The following is a 16,545-nucleotide window of genomic DNA, read 5'->3' as shown; positions in this document are numbered from 1 at the left end:
TGACGCGGCTCACCCGCCGAGCAGATCGATCACCTGAAGGATATCCTTGCGCAACTGATCGACATCGATCGCCGCTTGCGCCTGTTCAGCGACCGGAGCTTCGGCGACTTCGGAGTCGTCGTCGATCGCGCGTCCCTGAGCGTCGAGCCGATTGCGCGCGCCGTTGATCGTGAAGCCTTGTTCATACAGCAACTCGCGAATGCGCCGGATCAGCAGAACCTCATGATGCTGATAGTAGCGGCGATTGCCGCGCCGCTTGACGGGCCTCAGTTGTGTGAACTCCTGCTCCCAATAGCGCAACACGTGAGGCTTGACGCCGCACAACTCGCTGACTTCGCCAATCGTGAAATATCGCTTGGCGGGGATCGGAGGCAAGACGACTTTTTCCATCGTCGATCAACCATCTTGTAAGTGATGTCGATTGAACCGCGGTGGTCAGGCAACGCGACGCGCGAGAGACGCGCGCCGCCGGGAGATCAGCGAGTGAGGTCCGTCTCCGCTCCCGTTTCGACCAGCGCCTTCAGCTTCTGACTTGCATGAAACGTGACGACCCGCCGCGCGGCAATGGGAATGGCCTCGCCCGTCTTCGGATTGCGGCCGGGACGCTGAGGCTTGTCGCGCAACTGAAAATTGCCGAAGCCGGAGAGCTTGACGCTTTCGCCGCTCTCCAGCGCATCGCGAATGACTTCGAAGAAGGCTTCGACCATGTCCTTGGCTTCGCGCTTGTTCAAACCGACGTGGTCGAACAGCATCTCGGCCAACTCGGCCTTGGTGAGCGTCGGCGTGTCGCCGGACGCGCTCGAGGTCTGGGTATCTCGGGTCATGGCGCTACGCTGCGCCGAAAGAAGGGCTTCGAAATCACTCGAGTTCATTTGGTTCATATCGGAAAACGGCGCTTGCCACTTTTTGAGACTTGGGCGTTGAGACGGACGGGCCAACTGCAGGCTATCCGCGCAACCGCGCGCCGTGTACTCGAGCCAGGCGATCCACCAGCGTTTTGATGGCCGTATCGACCGTTTCGTCCTGAAGCGTGCCGCCAGTATCTTGCAACGTTACACGGAAGGCAAGACTTTTCTCGTGCGCTCCCAAGCCACCGGAAGTATTTGATTTTGGACGAAATTCATCGAAAAGCGCAACCCTCGTGACGTGCTTGCAGGCGGGCTCGGAACGGGCGTTTTCGAGCTCGTCGAGGAGCGCCTGAACCAGCACGTGTTGATCCACGACAATCGCGATATCGCGACGCACCGGCGGGAATTTGGACACTTCCGCAGGGGTCGGCAGTGCGCGATCCATCAGCGCTTCGGCGTCGATTTCGAAGAGGATCGGCGCGTTCTGCAGATCATATTTTTGCAGCCAGCGCGGATGCAACTCGCCAATCCAGCCGACCGCGCGCCCCGCCACTTCGATACGCGCCGAACGCCCCGGATGCAGCGCCGGATGTTCGGCCTTCACGAAACGCGGCACGACTGGCGCGAACAGCGCTTCGATGTCGCCCTTCACGTCGAAGAAGTCGACGTTGCGCGAAGCCGCGCCCCACTGCTCTTCGATCACCGGACCATAGGCGAGGCCGCCGATCATCTTCGGCTGCGCATAGCCCGCGACGGTCAGTTCACCCGCTTTCACATTCGCATCGCGATGGAACACGCGGCCCGCCTCGAACACGCGGATACGCTCGGCGCGGCGGTTCAGGTTATGACGCAGCACTTCGATCAGGCTGCCGAAGGTCGTCGTGCGCATGACCGAAAGCTGGCTCGCGATCGGATTGAGCAGCTTGATCGGATTGTCGTTGCCGGCGAAGTCCTTCTCCCACTCCGCATCGACGAAACTGAAGTTGACCGTTTCCGAGTAGTCGCGCGCGGCCACTTCATGACGCAGCGTGTGGATCGAGCGCTTCGTTTCGTTCGTGATGCGCATCTCGCTGCGCGCGACCGGCGGACGCGCGGGAATCTTCTCGAAACCGTAGATGCGCGCGACTTCCTCGATCAGGTCTTCCTCGATCTCGATGTCGAAGCGATACGGCGGCGGCGTGACCTTGAAGGTGTCGCCATCGCGTTCGAAGGCGAGGTTCAGGCGCGTGAAGATTTGCGCGATCTCTTCCGCGCCGATCTCGATGCCGATGATGCGATGCGCACGCGACACGCGCATGGACACGGGCTTGCGTTCGGGCACGTTGACGATCTGATCGTCGACCGGACCGGCCTCCCCGCCGCAGATGTCGAGGATCAGCCGCGAGATACGCTCGATGTGCTCGACCGTCGTCGAATAATCGACGCCGCGCTCGAAGCGATGCGCCGCATCGGTCGAGAAGTTGTACTTGCGCGCGCGGCCGCGGATAGAGTCCGGCCACCAGAATGCGGCTTCGAGATAGATGTTGGTCGTGTCGAGCGACACGGCCGTGCTGTCGCCTCCCATGATGCCCGCGAGACTTTCGAGATGATGGTCGTCCGCGATCACGCCGACGGTTTCATCGACTTCGATGGTGTTGCCGTTCAGCAGCTTGAGCGATTCGCCCTTCTTGCCCCAGCGCACTTCCATCGCGCCGTGGATCTTGTCGAGATCGAAGACGTGCGAGGGGCGGCCGAGTTCGAGCATCACGTAGTTCGAAATGTCGACGAGCGCGGAGATGCTGCGCTGGCCCGAGCGCTCGAGACGCTCGACCATCCATTGCGGCGTCTTCGCGTGCGCGTTCACGCCGCGAATCACGCGGCCCGAAAAGCGGCCGCACAGGTCGGGCGCCATGATGTTCACGGGCAGCTTCTCGTCGAGCTTCGCGACGACCGCGGGCATTTCGAGCGCCTTCAAGGGCGCGCCGGTGATCGCGGCCGTCTCGCGCGCGACGCCGAACACCGAGAGGCAATCCGCCTTGTTCGGCGTGAGCTTGATCTCGAACACGGTGTCGTCGAGATTGAGCACTTCGCGAATGTCCTGACCGACCTTGGCATCTGTAGGCAGGATCAGAAGACCGCTGTGATCTTCGGACAGCTTCAGTTCGCGCGCCGAGCACAGCATGCCCTGGCTATCGACGCCGCGCAGTTTCGTCGGCTTGATGGCGAACGGCTCGCCGCCCGCTTCCGCCGGCGGCAACACCGCGCCGATCAGCGCGACCGGCACCTTGATGCCCGGCGACACGTTCGGCGCGCCGCACACGATGTTGAGCTGCTCGCCCGTGCCGGCATCGACCTGACAGACGTTGAGCTTGTCGGCATTCGGATGCTTGGCGACTTCGAGCACTTGGCCTACGACGATCTTCGTGGTCGGCGGCGCGACCGGGCGCAGATCTTCGACTTCGAGGCCGGCCATCGTCAGCGCGTGCGCGAGCTCGTCGGTGGAGAGCTTGGGATCGACGAAACTGCGGAGCCAGGATTCGGGGAATTGCATGTGTGTCTACGTTCGAAATGTTTGGAGTCTCTCGTCCGGTGGCTCGAAAAAGCGCCGGACGTCGCAGGCAAGGCCGACGCTTTACGCGAACTGGCGCAGGAAACGCAGATCGTTCTCGAAGAACAGACGCAGGTCCTGCACGCCGTAGCGCAGCATGGTCAGACGCTCGAGGCCGCTGCCGAACGCGAAGCCGATATAGCGCTCCGGGTCGAGGCCCATGTTGCGGATGACGGTCGGATGCACCTGGCCCGAGCCGGAGATTTCCAGCCATTTGCCCGCGTTCTTGCCGTGCTCGAACATCATGTCGATCTCGGCCGACGGCTCCGTGAACGGGAAATACGACGGACGGAAGCGCACGAGAATGTCGTCGCGCTCGAAGAACTTCTTCAGAAAGTCGGTGTAGACGCCCTTCAGATCCGCGAAGCTGATGTTCTCTTCGATCCACAGGCCTTCGACCTGGTTGAACATCGGCGAATGCGTGGCGTCGCTGTCCACGCGATACGTGCGGCCCGGCACGATCACCTTGATCGGCGGCTTGTTCATGCGCGCGTAGCGCACCTGCATCGGGCTCGTGTGCGTGCGTAGCAGCAGCGGGCGGCCTTCGGCGTCGTTGCCGTCGACATAGAACGTGTCCTGCATCGAACGCGCCGGGTGATTCTCCGGGCTGTTCAGTGACGTGAAGTTGTACCAGTCGGTTTCGATTTCCGGACCATCGGCGACATCGAAGCCGATCGTACGGAACACCTGCTCCACGCGCTCCCACGTACGCATGACAGGATGCAGCGTGCCCGCGCCGGCGCCACGGCCGGGCAGCGTGACGTCGATGGCCTCAGCCGCCAGACGCTGGTTCAGCAGCGCATCCGCGAGCCCCTGTCGACGTGCGGTCAGCGCCGCCTCGACCTGCTGCTTTGCCTGATTGATGCGCGCGCCTTCGGTTTTCTTGGCTTCGGGATCGAGCTTGCCCAAGCCCTTCAGCAATTCGGTCAGCGCGCCGGACTTGCCGAGAAACCGCGCCTTCTCGTTTTCGAGCGTGTTGGCGTCGGTGGCGTGTTCAAAGGCGCTTTTCGCGTCGGCGACAATCTGGTCCAGATCCATTGATCCCTTCTCTTCAACGTCGAAGTTCAAACTGCGGTTCGGTTTTGCTCAGCCACGCTGATAGCCTCGCATGCGATGTGCAAAACCGTCCGACCAACAAAAACGGGGCTCGGTGAGAGCCCCGTTTTCTGCCTTCGCGCCACCGTCTACCTCACGATGACGCTCGGGCGAACCACGCAGTACTAATTTCGCAATTAGGCTGCAACGGCGGCTTTCACCTGCTTCACGATCGCAGCAAAAGCAGCCTTGTCGAACACAGCCATGTCAGCCAGAACCTTGCGGTCGAGTTCGATCGAAGCCTTCTTCAGGCCGTTGATGAACACGCTGTAGGTCATGTCGTGCTGACGCACCGCCGCGTTGATACGCGTGATCCACAGTGCGCGGAACACACGCTTCTTGTTGCGGCGATCGCGGTAGGCATACTGGCCTGCGCGCATGACCGCCTGCTTGGCGATGCGATAGACGTTATTGCGACGGCCGCGGTAACCCTTGGCCAGACGAATGATTTTCTTGTGACGGGCCCGTGCGGTAACCCCACGTTTTACTCGAGGCATCTTGCTCTCCTTGGAGTGTCAGTTGAGGTTAGGCGAACGGCAGCATTGCGCGGACGGAGTTCAGATCGGAATCATGAACAGCCGTGGCGCCACGCAGATGGCGTTTGTTCTTGGTGGTTTTCTTGGTAAGAATGTGGCGCTTGAACGCTTGACCGCGCTTGACGGTACCGCCCGGACGCACCACGAAGCGCTTTGCAGCACTCTTCTTGGTCTTCATCTTCGGCATGAGACAACTCCAGTTTATTAGATGGTCATGGGTGTGCGGCTGATCCATCAGACAACGACGAACCCCTTCCCGCCCTTCGAAACCCACGCTCCACTTGTTTGCAGGCGGCTCGGTGAAGAGCCGCCGCTTTTCATGATCGGCGCCACCAAAATGACGCCGATCTGAAACTGCCGGCAATGCCGCGTCAACCGCCTTTCGACGGGGCGCGATCCATCGCCTTACTGCTTGCGATTACTTACCCTTCTTCTTCGGGGCAAGCACCATGATCATCTGACGCCCTTCCATCTTCGGCATCTGCTCGACCTGGCCGTATTCATCAAGATCCGACTTCAGGCGTTCGAGCATACGCATGCCGATTTCCTGGTGCGCCATTTCGCGACCGCGGAAACGCAACGTGATTTTCGTCTTGTCGCCGTCTTCGAGGAAGCGCGTGAGGTTGCGCAGCTTGACGTTGTAGTCACCGTCATCCGTGCCGGGGCGGAATTTGACTTCCTTCACCTGCACGATCTTCTGCTTCAACTTCGCTTCGTGCTGCTTCTTCGCTTCCGAATACTTGAACTTGCCGTAATCCATCAAACGGCACACAGGCGGGGACGCCTGCGGGGCGATTTCGACGAGATCAACGTCGAGCTGTTCCGATTGGCGGAAAGCGTCGGCCAGTTTCACGATCCCGAGCGGCTCGTTGTCCACTCCGACCAAGCGCACTTCCGGTGCGGTAATCTCACCGTTGATGCGATGTGACGACTTATCAGTAGCGATGTTACGTTTCCTCTAAAAATTAAAAAACAAGCCGCGCTGCGAGTGACTTACTTGAACGCCCGCACTTCCTGCTGCAGACGCTCCAGAAATGCGTCGACCGGCATCACGCCCAGATCGACACCGCCACGAGCACGCACGGCTACGGTATTTGCCTCACGCTCCTTGTCGCCGACGACCAGCAAATACGGCACCTTTTGCAGCGTGTGCTCGCGTATTTTATAGCTAATCTTCTCATTGCGCAAATCGCACTCAACTCTAAGCCCTTGTTTTTGCAACGATTGGGCCAGATTGGCGGCATATTCCGCCTGACTTTCGGCAATATTGAGCACGGCGGCCTGAATCGGCGCGAGCCACGGCGGCATGGCGCCGGCATGGTGCTCGATCAGAATACCCAGGAAACGCTCCATTGATCCGACGATTGCGCGATGGAGCATGACCGGACGGCGGCGGCTGTTGTCCTCCGCCACGTATTCCGCGCCGAGGCGCTCCGGCAGCACCATGTCGAGTTGAAGCGTGCCGCATTGCCACGAGCGGCCGAGCGCGTCCTTGATGTGGTACTCGATCTTCGGACCGTAAAACGCGCCCTCACCCGCGAGTTCTTCCCACTGAAGGCCGCAGGCGGTCAGCGCCTCGCGCAAACCTTGCTCGGCGCGATCCCAGGTTTCGTCGGTGCCCGCGCGCTGCTCGGGACGCAGCGACAGCTTGATGTCGATGTGATCGAACCCGAAATCCTTGTACACGCTCATCGCCAGCGTATTGAACGCAATCGATTCCGCGATGAACTGGTCTTCGGTACAGAAGATGTGCGCATCGTCCTGCACGAAGCCGCGCACGCGCATCAGGCCGTGCAGCGCGCCCGACGGCTCGTTGCGATGGCACGAGCCGAATTCCGCGTAACGCAGCGGCAGATCGCGGTACGAACGCAGGCCGTGATTGAACACCTGCACGTGACCCGGGCAGTTCATCGGCTTGATCGCGTAGTCGCGCTTTTCCGATTCGGTCGTGAACATGTTTTCACGATAGTTCTGCCAGTGGCCCGACGCTTCCCACAGCGAACGGTCCATGACCATCGGGGTCTTGATCTCGAGGTAGCCGGCATCGTTCACGCGGCGGCGCATGTACTGCTCGACCTGCTGCCACAGCGACCAGCCCTTCGGATGCCAGAACACCATGCCCGGCGCTTCGTCCTGCAGATGGAACAGGTCGAGCTGCTTGCCGAGCTTGCGGTGATCGCGCTTCTCGGCTTCTTCGAGCATGTGCAGGTACTGCTCCTGATCTTCCTTCTTGGTCCAGGCGGTGCCGTAGATGCGCTGAAGCTGCTCGTTCTTCGAATCGCCGCGCCAGTACGCGCCCGCGACCTTCATCAGCTTGAAGACTTTCAGCTTGCCAGTGGACGGCACGTGCGGACCGCGGCACAAGTCGATGAAATTGCCGTGCCCGTAGAGCCGGATTTCGTCGCTGTCGGGAATGGACTGGATGATCTCCGCCTTGTACTTCTCCCCGATGCTCTTGAAATACTCGACTGCCTCGTCGCGCGACACCACGCGGCGCGACACCGGCTCGTCCTTCTTGGCGAGCTCCTGCATGCGCTTCTCGATCTTTTCGAGATCTTCCGGGGTGAAGGGGCGGCTGTACGAGAAGTCGTAGTAGAAACCGTTGTCGATAACCGGCCCGATGGTCACCTGCGCTTCCGGGAACAGGTCTTTCACCGCGTAGGCCAGCAAGTGTGCGGTCGAGTGGCGCACGACGTCGACGCCTTCCGGATCCTTGTCGGTGACGATGGCGAGCGACGCATCGCGCTCGATCAGAAACGAGGTATCGACGAGTTCGCCGTTGAGCTTGCCGGCGAGCGCCGCCTTGGCCAAGCCCGCGCCGATCGATGCCGCGACTTCCGCGACGGTCACCGGGTGGTCGTATTGTCGGACCGACCCATCAGGCAAACGTACCGAAACCATATCGTTCTCCAAGACGCCGGCGCACGCCGAGCGATTTCGATTAAGCATTGCCGCGCGATTTCGTTTCGAAAATCGCAAGGCAAAAAAAATGCGGCCCCGCTATCGAGGGGCCGCATTCACTTTTCACACATACCGCGAAACAATTTGGCAGAAGGCGAATATGGTCCTCGACTAGCGTCGCTCCGAAGTTGTTTCGGTCAACGTTCGACGTGCCATGTTCTTTTCGCCTTTTGCGCTGAGCGCTTCTTGCGGTCTGAAACCCCGCGAACCAAAGTCCACTGAATTTCGTTTTCGTTGGTAGGCTCGATTGGACTCGAACCAACGACCCCCACCATGTCAAGGTGGTGCTCTAACCAGCTGAGCTACGAGCCTGAAAGAAGTGAGATTATATGGAGCGTTTCGAATCTTGGCAAGTACTTATCTTCACAATATTCATAAATATTCGCCGTTCCGGCCATCTGCGAGCGAAATGCGCTGCAACATCAAGCATTTAAGCGTGAATCAGGCGCGCCGCGACGCGCGGATCACGCCCTGCACTTCGCCGAGCAACGAGCAGGCGCGCTGAATCTGCGCCGCGTTCGACACCTCAACCGTGAACTGCATGTATGCGATGTTCCTGCGGCTCTGGCTCTTCACGCCGATCACGTTGATTTTTTCGCGCGCGAACACTTCGGAGATATCGCGCAGCAAACCCTGCCGATCCGCCGATTCCACGGAAAGATCCACCGGATACACGGACGATCCGCGGCCGTTCATCACCTCGGCGGACCAGGTCGTATGCAGCACGCGCTCGGGCGCGCGCTGAGCCATACGCTGGAAGGTCGCGCAATCCGTGCGGTGCACCGACATGCCCTTGCCGCGCGTGACGAAGCCCGCGATCTGATCCGGCGGCGCGGGACGGCAGCAGCGCGCGAGCTGCGTGAGGAGCGCGTCCACGCCGACCACGAGCACGCCCGTCGATGCGCCATGCGCGACGCTTTGCCCGCTGCTGCGCTTCTCGAACTGCTCGGGCGCTTCCGGCTCGGGCTCGGGCGGCGGCGCGTCGGACAGCGCCTGCTCGATATTGCGCAGGCTGAACTCTTCCTTCGCGACGACCGCGTACAGATCCTCGGGCGTCTTGAAGCCGAGCTTCGTCGCGAGTTGATCGAGGCTGACCGAAGTCTTGCCTTCGCGCTGCAAGGTCTTTTCGACGAGCGTCCGGCCGGACGCGATATTCTCCGCCGCATCCGCCGCGAGGAACCACGAGCGCACCTTTTGCCGCGCCCGCGCGCTGTGCAGATAGCCGAGTTGCGGATTGAGCCAGTCGCGCGACGGCCCGCCCTCCTTAACCGCGACGATCTCCACCGTCTGCCCGTTCTGCAGCGGCGTGTTGAGCGGGACCATCGCGCCGTCGACGCGCGCGCCGCGGCAGCGATGTCCGAGTTCGCTGTGGAGGTGATACGCGAAATCCACCGCGGTCGCGCCTTGCGGCAACGCGATCACACGCGCCTGCGGCGTGAGCACGTAAATGTGGTCATCGTCGAGGGTCGCGTCGCGCAAGTGCTGCCAACCAGGCTGATCGCCTTCGACCTCGTCCTTCCAGGCGAGCAACTGGCGCAGCCACGCGATCTTCTCGTCGTATTTTTCGCTCGCCGTCACCTGGCCCGCGTAGCCGCGCGCGCCCGCTTCCTTGTAGCGCCAGTGCGCGGCCACGCCGTATTCGGCGAACTGATGCATCTCGTAAGTGCGGATCTGCACTTCGAACGCTCGCCCGTCGTCGCCGATCACGACCGTGTGCAGCGACTTGTAGCCGTTGGGCTTGGGTCGCGAGATGTAGTCGTCGAACTCACGAGGCACCGGCTGCCACAGGTTGTGCACGATGCCGAGCACGGTGTAGCAATCCTTGATGTCGCCCACGATCACGCGGAACGCGCGCACGTCGTTCAGTTCCGAGAAGTCGAGATGCTTGCCGCGCATCTTCTTCCAGATGCTGTAGATGTGCTTCGGCCGCCCGCTCACGTCGGCCTTGATGTGCGCGGTGTCGAGCTCCTTTTGCAGCCGCGCGATCGCATCGGTGACATAGGATTCGCGCTCGACGCGCTTTTCGTCGAGCAGCTTGGCTATGCGCTTGTAGGTGACCGGGTCCTCGAAGCGGAACGACAGGTCTTCCAGTTCCCACTTCAGTTGCCAGATGCCGAGCCGATTGGCGAGCGGCGCGTAGATTTCGAGCGTCTCGCGCGGCACGTCCGGCGACGGGTCGATCTTGTGGGCCGCGTGATAACGCAAAGTCTGCACGCGCGATGCAAGTCGGATAAGCACGACACGGATGTCCTGCGCGAACGCGAGCAGCATCTTGCGCAAGGCCTCGACCTGCGCGCGGCGGGCGGCCTGCGCATCGCGCGTATCGGGGAACTCCGCGAGCGTCGCGCGCGAACTCACCGAACCGAGCCGCAGCAGCTTGCGCACGTCGCTGACGAGGCGCTGCACTTCCGGCCCGAAGCGCTCGGTGATTACTTTCTCCGGATCGTCCAGATGCGGCGCCAGCGCGAACAGCGCCGCCGCCGCGATCGCGTGCGAGTCGACGTTGAGCGTCTGCATGATGCGCGCGGTGCCCACAGCATGATCCGTGAGCAGCTCGCCCGTAGAGACGCGCGCGTCCTTCGCGTGCTCGCGCACGAACGCGAGCGCGTCGTCGATGGACGGCTCGGGCAACGTTTGTGCGGGAACGGCGGTTTCGGTCATGCGGACGATGCCAGCTTCGTTCTGAACTCGACCAGGCGGTGTATTAGCCGCGCTGAGCCGCGATGACCACGACTTCCACGAGGCACGCCGGATTGGCGAGCTTCGCCTCGACGGTTGCGCGCGGCGGCGTGTGGCCTTCCGCGACCCACGAATCCCATACCGCGTTCATGCCGGAGAAATGCACCATGTCGGAGATATAGATCTGCACGGACAGCAGGTGCGTCTTGTCGCTGTTCGCTTCTTCGAGCAGGCGGTCGACGTGGCCGAGCACTTCGCGCATCTGACCCGTGATGTCCTGATCCGTGTCCTCGGCGATCTGGCCGGCGAGATACACCGTGCCGTTGTGGATCGCGGTTTCGGAAAGACGCGGGCCGACGTGATGACGAATGACTGCCATTGTGGGTTCCTGATCGGTGAATGATGAAAACGCAGACGCAGGCGATAAACGCTTAACTCAGTCCAATATTATGCCCCGCTGCCGCCGTCCCCGAGAAAGAACCCCCTGGCGATGGCGATTTGATCTTCGGCAAGAAACGCCGGCGCGTGGCCCACGCCCGGAACTTCGGCGCTCGTCAGGGCCTGGCCTTTTTCGACCATTTGCGCGACCGTTTCGCGGGACAGCAGATCCGACGTTTCGCCGCGCACGACCAGCACCGGCGTCTTGATCGATGCGATCGAATGCCACAGGAAAGCCTCATAGGCCGCGCTCTGCTCGTCGGTCACGGAGGCGAAAGGCGCCGCGATGTCCGGATCGTAGTGAAAGGTCCACGCGCCATCGCGCTCACGCAGTAGCGGCGTATTGATGCTCGTCCATTCCTCGTCGGTGAGCGGGCCGAAGCTCGCGGCGAGTTCCGCCGCGCGCCGCACGCCTTCTTCGAGCGACGCGAAGCGCGCCGGCTTGCCGAGATAGTCGCCGATGCGCTTGAGCGCGACCGGCTCGATATGCGGCCCGACATCGTTGAGCAGCATCCTTCTGATCGGCGTATTCGGCAGTCCGCCAAGCGCCATGCCAATGAGCCCGCCCATCGACGTGCCGAACCAGTCCACCATCTCGACGTTCAGCCGCGCGATCAGCGTGACCATGTCCGCGACATATTGCGGCACGCCGTAGTAGCGCGGATCGGCGAGCCAGTCGGACAAGCCGCGCCCGACCACGTCGGGGCACACCACGCGATACTCGTGCGAGAACGACCGCGCCAGCTTGTCGAAGTCGCGGCCCGTGCGCGTCAGGCCATGCACGCACAACAGCACGCGCGGATTGGCCGGATCGCCCCACTCCGTATAGGCCACGCGATGCAGCCCGCCCGGGCTCGCGCATTGCACGAAGCGCTGGCGCGGCTCGCTCAGATCCGAATGGACTGCTTCGACGACGATGTTTGCGGTCATGAAATTTTCCTCGTGGCAAGAGTCCGATCGATTGTAAAGCGCATCGCGCGGGTTCGAGCATGCGTTGGCCGAACGGACGATCCCTTCGGCGCTCCGGACAGATGCAGCCGAACGCTCAAAAGCAAAGCGGGCGAAGCCACAAAAGCTTCGCCCGCTCAGATCCATGCTTCGCGCCGAACGCCGCGGAAAGCGGCCTTCGCGTCACATGAAAATCACTTCACGCTCGACACATCGAGCGGCGCGCCGGTCTTCTTCTGAATTTCCTCGACCGTCACGCCGTCGGCCAGCTCGACGAGCTTGAGCCCGTTGTCCGTGACGTCGATCACCCCGAGATCCGTGATGATGCGATCCACGACGCCCACGCCCGTCAGCGGCAGCGTGCATTCCTCGAGGATCTTGTGCTGGTCGCCCTTGGCGACGTGCTCCATCAGCACGACGACCTTCTTCACGCCGGCCACGAGATCCATCGCGCCGCCCATGCCCTTGATCATCTTGCCGGGGATCATCCAGTTGGCGAGGTCGCCCTTCTTGCTTATCTGCATCGCGCCGAGAATGGCGAGATTGATGTGGCCGCCGCGAATCATCGCGAACGAATCCGCCGACGAAAAGATCGACGAACCCGGCAGCGTGGTAACCGTCTGCTTGCCGGCATTGATGAGGTCGGCGTCGACTTCCTCTTCATAAGGCGACGGGCCGATGCCCAGCAGGCCGTTTTCCGATTGCAGCCACACTTCCATGCCTTCCGGCACGTGATTGGCGACGAGCGTCGGCAAACCGATGCCGAGGTTCACGTAAAAGCCGTCCTGCAGTTCCTGCGCCGCGCGCGCGGCCATCTGGTCACGAGTCCAAGCCATGATTACTCTCCTTTCGCGCGGACGATGCGTTGTTCGATGCGTTTCTCCGGATGCGCGTTCAGCACGATGCGCTGCACGAAGATGCCGGGCGTGTGGATCATGTCGGGATCGAGCTCGCCGGTCTCGACGATCTCTTCCACTTCCACGACGGTGATCTTGCCGGCCATCGCGCACATCGGGTTGAAGTTGCGCGCCGTGCGGCGATAGATCAGGTTGCCGGACTTGTCGGCCTTCCATGCCTTCACGAGACCGACATCGGCGGTGAGCGAATGTTCGAGCACGTAGTGGTTTTCGCCGAACTGGCGGGTTTCCTTGCCGTCGGCAATCACCGTACCGAAGCCGGTGTTCGTGAAGAACGCCGGAATGCCCGAGCCGCCCGCGCGCAGCTTTTCGGCGAGCGTGCCCTGCGGCGTGAATTCGAGCTCCAGCTCGCCGGCGAGGTATTGCCGCTCGAACTCCTTGTTTTCGCCAACGTACGACGAAATCATCTTCTTGATCTGGCGCGTCTCGAGCAGCAGACCCAGGCCGAAACCATCGACGCCCGCGTTATTGCTGATGCAGGTGATGTCCTTGACGCCCGAATCGCGCAGCGCGGCGATCAGCGCTTCGGGAATGCCGCACAGCCCGAATCCGCCGACGGCGAACGTCTGGCCGTCCTTGACGATGCCCTCGAGCGCCGCCTTCGCGCTGGGATAGACCTTGTTCATCTGTGTGTCCCTTCCATGTTTGAAACCAACTGATAATCGGCTTATTGACGCCGGCGAGACGCTGTCACGAGCGCGCCGCGCGGCCTTTTGGCGTGACAAAGAGTACTTTGGCCAGTCGATCCGGCACAATACGCAAAAATACATAAGTCTTTGCCCGCGCGCGTTTGGTTCCCGGCGGCTGTTCGCCGCGAAACGAAGACGCCGCGCGCCCGATTTCACATGCGTGCACTGGATTATCAAACCGCGTTTCAACTCGCGCCCGTCGGGCTCGTGCTTTCGCGCGAACGCGCCATCGAGGACTGCAACGAGCAGGTCTGCGCGATCTTCGGCATGACGCGCGAGGCGCTCATCGGCAAATCGTTCGAGGTGCTGTATCCGTCGCCGGACGAGTTCTCGCGCATCGGCGAACGCATCGCCGCGCGCATCAGCCGCGAAGGCACGTACAGCGACGACCGCATCATGAAGCGCAGCAATGGCGAGCTGTTCTGGTGCCACGTGACGGGCCGCGCGCTCGACCGCGCCGCGCCGCACGCGGCGGGCGTCTGGACCTTCGAGGATTTGAGCGCGACGCGGCGCGTGGCGATCGAGCTGACGCCGCGCGAGCGGGAAATCGCCGCGCAACTGGTGACAGGGAAGACGAGCAAGCAGATTGGACGCGTGCTCGAAATCAGTCCGCGCACGGTCGATATCTACCGCTCGCGGCTGATGAGGAAATACGACACGGGCAACGCGACCGAGCTGCTACAGCGGCTGCTCGGCACTTGATCCGCGCACGGTCAAAGCGCGATGGGAGCGCCGGTTTCGAGGGTGCGGCGCAGCAGATCTGGAATCGGCACCGACTTGCCCGCCGCGTAGTCGATCCACACGACCCGTGCCGCACCGCGGGCGTAGAGCATGCCGGGCGCATCCGCGCGATAGAGTTCGAAGCGCGTGTCGAAGCTGCTGCGGCCGGGCTTGCCCACGGACATGCGGCCGATCACGTCGCCGGGATAGTGAAGCTGTCTGAGGAACTCCATCGACGCATTGACGATCACCGGCCCCTGCCCCTCGCCGTTCCCGCCCGCAATGCCGATCTGCTCGAACCACGAGATCCGCACCTGCTCCATATAGCGGAAATAGACGGTGTTGTTGACGTGGCCGAAGGCGTCCATGTCGCCCCAGCGGATCGGCATGGACAATTCGAAGACGGTGTGAAAATCGCTGTCGGTGCTCATTACTGCGTTACCTGATTTCTGTGTGAACGAAACCGGCCGCCCGTGGTGGCCAGCCGGTCAGAGTGAAAAACCATCGTCTGCGGAAATCACCGAGCCGTTCATGAACTGCGATTCGTCGGCGGCGAGCAGCAGCAGCAGGCCGTCGAGATCGTTCGGCGAGCCCACGCGGCGGCGCGGCAGCATGGAAATGAGCTTCTGCCCCTGCTCGGTCTTCCAGTGATGATGATTGATCTCGGTGTCGATATAACCCGGGCAGATCGCGTTGACGTTGATGCCGTGGCGGCCCCATTCGAGCGCCATGGCCTTGGTCATCTGCACGACGGCGGCCTTGCTCATCGCATAGAGGCCGATTTGCGGAAACACGCGCAGACCCGCCACCGACGCCACGTTGATGATGCGGTAGGCAGGCTTCGCCGGCCCGTTGCCGCGCATGATCATGCGCTTGGCGACTTCCTGCGCGACGAAGAACGAGCCACGCACGTTCGTGCCGAACACGAATTCGAAGTCCGAGGGCGTGGCCTCCGTGAGCTTCTGGGTGGTCGATACGCCCGAATTATTGACGAGGATGTCGATGGTACCCGCTTCCGTCTCGGCGTGCGCGACCGCGGCCTTGATGCTCTGATAGTCGGTCACGTCGAGCGACACGACGTGCGCCGCGCCGCCCGAAGACTCGATTTCCGCACGCAGTTCCTTCAGACGCTCCGTGCGGCGACTCGCGAGCACCACTTTGGCGCCCGCCTGCGACAAGACCTGCGCGAAACGCTTGCCCAAACCGCTGGACGCGCCGGTGATCAGCGCGACCTTGCCTTCCAGATTGATCGAACGGCCCATTCTGCTTCCTTGTTGTATGGTTGGTTCAGCCCGGGCGCACGCGTGGGATGCGCCGATGCGGGCCGTCAGCGTCGGCACCTATGTCGCGGGCGCCGGATATAATAGTACGATCGTGCTAAATCGGCGTATCTCGGTTGCAGTCCGCATGACCATCACTGACAATACGCGATCCCGAAAGGGCATTCTAACGGTACATAGGAGCATTGATGACCCCGGCGAGCCTCATCGAGCAATACGGTCCCCGCGAATCGATGGAATACGACGTCGTCATCGTCGGCGGCGGCCCTGCCGGTTTGTCGGCGGCTATCCGGTTGAAGCAACTGGCGGAGGAAAAAGGCGTCGAGATCGGCGTGTGCGTTCTGGAGAAAGGCTCTGAAATCGGTGCGCACATCCTCTCCGGCGCGGTCATGGACCCGCGCGGCCTGTCCGAACTGATCCCCGACTGGAAGGAAAAAGGCGCGCCGCTCGATGTCGAAGTGACCGAGGACCGCTTCCTGTTCCTGTCCCAGAACGACGCGAAGCAGGTGCCGAACTGGCTGCTTCCCGATAACTTCAAGAATCACGGCAATTATGTGATCAGCCTCGCGAACGTCACGCGCTGGCTCGGTCAACAGGCCGAAGCGCTGGGCGTCGAAATTTTCCCGGGCTTTCCGGCCGCCGAAGTGCTGTACGCCGAAGACGGTTCGGTGCGCGGCGTGGTGACCGGCAACATGGGCGTCGGCAAGGACGGCGAGCCGACCGAAAACTTCCAGCTCGGCATGGAGCTGCACGCGAAATACACGCTGTTTTGCGAAGGCGCGCGCGGGCATCTCGGCCGTCAGCTGATCGAAAAATTCAGGCTGAACCAGAACTCCGATCCGCAGGT

General features: G+C 61.9%; 17 protein-coding genes and 1 tRNA gene. 2 read left to right on the top strand and 16 right to left on the bottom strand.

The genetic code is table 11. From position 1 onward, the window contains the following. Positions 1-9: 9 nt before the first annotated feature. From AWB79_RS16505 to AWB79_RS16440, 14 genes are all read right to left on the bottom strand, one after another. On the bottom strand, positions 10-390 hold the full coding sequence (locus AWB79_RS16505) for a MerR family transcriptional regulator (RefSeq protein WP_061168504.1): 381 nt from the start codon (positions 388-390) through the stop codon (positions 10-12). Positions 391-476: 86 nt separating this feature from the next. Next, positions 477-881, bottom strand: a complete 405-nt coding sequence (locus tag AWB79_RS16500) for an integration host factor subunit alpha (RefSeq protein WP_074169388.1) — start codon at positions 879-881, stop codon at positions 477-479. Between the two features lie 64 nt (positions 882-945). Further along, the gene (pheT, locus tag AWB79_RS16495; protein WP_061168503.1) at positions 946-3,378 is read right to left on the bottom strand and encodes a phenylalanine--tRNA ligase subunit beta; all 2,433 of its coding nucleotides are present in this window, start codon (positions 3,376-3,378) and stop codon (positions 946-948) included. An 81-nt stretch (positions 3,379-3,459) separates the two neighbouring features. Beyond that, a complete protein-coding gene (gene pheS, locus AWB79_RS16490; RefSeq protein WP_061168502.1) occupies positions 3,460-4,473 on the bottom strand; it encodes a phenylalanine--tRNA ligase subunit alpha in 1,014 nt (337 codons plus the stop codon). 194 nt (positions 4,474-4,667) lie between these two features. After that, on the bottom strand, positions 4,668-5,027 hold the full coding sequence (rplT, locus tag AWB79_RS16485) for a 50S ribosomal protein L20 (RefSeq protein WP_008350196.1): 360 nt from the start codon (positions 5,025-5,027) through the stop codon (positions 4,668-4,670). A 28-nt stretch (positions 5,028-5,055) separates the two neighbouring features. Next, the gene (gene rpmI, locus AWB79_RS16480; protein ID WP_004191477.1) at positions 5,056-5,253 is read right to left on the bottom strand and encodes a 50S ribosomal protein L35; all 198 of its coding nucleotides are present in this window, start codon (positions 5,251-5,253) and stop codon (positions 5,056-5,058) included. Positions 5,254-5,484: 231 nt separating this feature from the next. Continuing rightward, the gene (infC, locus tag AWB79_RS16475) at positions 5,485-6,012 is read right to left on the bottom strand and encodes a translation initiation factor IF-3 (RefSeq protein ID WP_074169387.1); all 528 of its coding nucleotides are present in this window, start codon (positions 6,010-6,012) and stop codon (positions 5,485-5,487) included. A 47-nt stretch (positions 6,013-6,059) separates the two neighbouring features. Then, positions 6,060-7,967 (bottom strand): threonine--tRNA ligase, encoded by a 1,908-nt coding sequence (gene thrS, locus AWB79_RS16470; protein ID WP_061168683.1) that lies wholly within the window; start codon positions 7,965-7,967, stop codon positions 6,060-6,062. Positions 7,968-8,262: 295 nt separating this feature from the next. Continuing rightward, a tRNA-Val gene (locus AWB79_RS16465) sits at positions 8,263-8,339 on the bottom strand. 129 nt (positions 8,340-8,468) lie between these two features. Then, positions 8,469-10,688 carry a RelA/SpoT family protein gene (locus AWB79_RS16460; RefSeq protein ID WP_061168500.1) on the bottom strand — a complete coding sequence of 740 codons (2,220 nt, stop codon included), beginning with the start codon at positions 10,686-10,688 and terminating at the stop codon, positions 8,469-8,471. Between the two features lie 43 nt (positions 10,689-10,731). After that, entirely contained in the window at positions 10,732-11,085 is a 354-nt protein-coding gene (locus AWB79_RS16455) for a RidA family protein (RefSeq protein ID WP_061168499.1), read from the bottom strand. 68 nt (positions 11,086-11,153) lie between these two features. Further along, positions 11,154-12,074, bottom strand: coding sequence for an alpha/beta fold hydrolase (locus AWB79_RS16450; RefSeq protein ID WP_061168498.1), 921 nt, complete (start codon positions 12,072-12,074; stop codon positions 11,154-11,156). 212 nt (positions 12,075-12,286) lie between these two features. Then, a complete protein-coding gene (locus AWB79_RS16445; protein WP_061168497.1) occupies positions 12,287-12,928 on the bottom strand; it encodes a CoA transferase subunit B in 642 nt (213 codons plus the stop codon). A gap of 2 nt (positions 12,929-12,930) precedes the next feature. Continuing rightward, positions 12,931-13,635, bottom strand: coding sequence for a CoA transferase subunit A (locus AWB79_RS16440; RefSeq protein WP_061168496.1), 705 nt, complete (start codon positions 13,633-13,635; stop codon positions 12,931-12,933). Positions 13,636-13,854: 219 nt separating this feature from the next. On the opposite strand from AWB79_RS16440, the gene AWB79_RS16435 reads away from it, so the two are divergent. Beyond that, positions 13,855-14,400 carry a LuxR C-terminal-related transcriptional regulator gene (locus AWB79_RS16435; protein WP_061168495.1) on the top strand — a complete coding sequence of 182 codons (546 nt, stop codon included), beginning with the start codon at positions 13,855-13,857 and terminating at the stop codon, positions 14,398-14,400. Between the two features lie 11 nt (positions 14,401-14,411). On the opposite strand, the gene AWB79_RS16430 is transcribed toward AWB79_RS16435, so the two are convergent. Both AWB79_RS16430 and AWB79_RS16425 read right to left on the bottom strand, forming a co-directional pair. Next, positions 14,412-14,849 (bottom strand): acyl-CoA thioesterase, encoded by a 438-nt coding sequence (locus AWB79_RS16430; RefSeq protein ID WP_061168494.1) that lies wholly within the window; start codon positions 14,847-14,849, stop codon positions 14,412-14,414. A gap of 57 nt (positions 14,850-14,906) precedes the next feature. Continuing rightward, positions 14,907-15,680, bottom strand: coding sequence for an SDR family oxidoreductase (locus AWB79_RS16425; protein WP_061168493.1), 774 nt, complete (start codon positions 15,678-15,680; stop codon positions 14,907-14,909). A 206-nt stretch (positions 15,681-15,886) separates the two neighbouring features. On the opposite strand from AWB79_RS16425, the gene AWB79_RS16420 reads away from it, so the two are divergent. After that, on the top strand, positions 15,887-16,545 hold a 659-nt coding region (locus tag AWB79_RS16420; RefSeq protein WP_157695794.1), incomplete at its 3' end, for an NAD(P)/FAD-dependent oxidoreductase.

The organism is Caballeronia hypogeia, from assembly GCF_001544875.2.
In the GTDB taxonomy this organism is placed as follows: Bacteria; Pseudomonadota; Gammaproteobacteria; order Burkholderiales; family Burkholderiaceae; genus Caballeronia; species Caballeronia hypogeia.
The sequence above is the reverse complement of the archived record's forward strand: the minus strand, read 5'-3'. Positions and strand labels throughout refer to the sequence as shown.

Bases quoted from the DNA above. Each gene is read 5' to 3' on its own strand.
- AWB79_RS16505 (WP_061168504.1), bottom strand. From the start codon at position 390: ATGGAAAAAGTCGTCTTGCCTCCGATCCCCGCCAAGCGATATTTCACG.
- AWB79_RS16500 (WP_074169388.1), bottom strand. From the start codon at position 881: ATGAACCAAATGAACTCGAGTGATTTCGAAGCCCTTCTTTCGGCGCAG.
- pheT (WP_061168503.1), bottom strand. From the start codon at position 3,378: ATGCAATTCCCCGAATCCTGGCTCCGCAGTTTCGTCGATCCCAAGCTC.
- pheS (WP_061168502.1), bottom strand. From the start codon at position 4,473: ATGGATCTGGACCAGATTGTCGCCGACGCGAAAAGCGCCTTTGAACAC.
- rplT (WP_008350196.1), bottom strand. From the start codon at position 5,027: ATGCCTCGAGTAAAACGTGGGGTTACCGCACGGGCCCGTCACAAGAAA.
- rpmI (WP_004191477.1), bottom strand. From the start codon at position 5,253: ATGCCGAAGATGAAGACCAAGAAGAGTGCTGCAAAGCGCTTCGTGGTG.
- thrS (WP_061168683.1), bottom strand. From the start codon at position 7,967: ATGGTTTCGGTACGTTTGCCTGATGGGTCGGTCCGACAATACGACCAC.
- AWB79_RS16460 (WP_061168500.1), bottom strand. From the start codon at position 10,688: ATGACCGAAACCGCCGTTCCCGCACAAACGTTGCCCGAGCCGTCCATC.
- AWB79_RS16455 (WP_061168499.1), bottom strand. From the start codon at position 11,085: ATGGCAGTCATTCGTCATCACGTCGGCCCGCGTCTTTCCGAAACCGCG.
- AWB79_RS16450 (WP_061168498.1), bottom strand. From the start codon at position 12,074: ATGACCGCAAACATCGTCGTCGAAGCAGTCCATTCGGATCTGAGCGAG.
- AWB79_RS16445 (WP_061168497.1), bottom strand. From the start codon at position 12,928: ATGGCTTGGACTCGTGACCAGATGGCCGCGCGCGCGGCGCAGGAACTG.
- AWB79_RS16440 (WP_061168496.1), bottom strand. From the start codon at position 13,635: ATGAACAAGGTCTATCCCAGCGCGAAGGCGGCGCTCGAGGGCATCGTC.
- AWB79_RS16435 (WP_061168495.1), top strand. From the start codon at position 13,855: ATGCGTGCACTGGATTATCAAACCGCGTTTCAACTCGCGCCCGTCGGG.
- AWB79_RS16430 (WP_061168494.1), bottom strand. From the start codon at position 14,849: ATGAGCACCGACAGCGATTTTCACACCGTCTTCGAATTGTCCATGCCG.
- AWB79_RS16425 (WP_061168493.1), bottom strand. From the start codon at position 15,680: ATGGGCCGTTCGATCAATCTGGAAGGCAAGGTCGCGCTGATCACCGGC.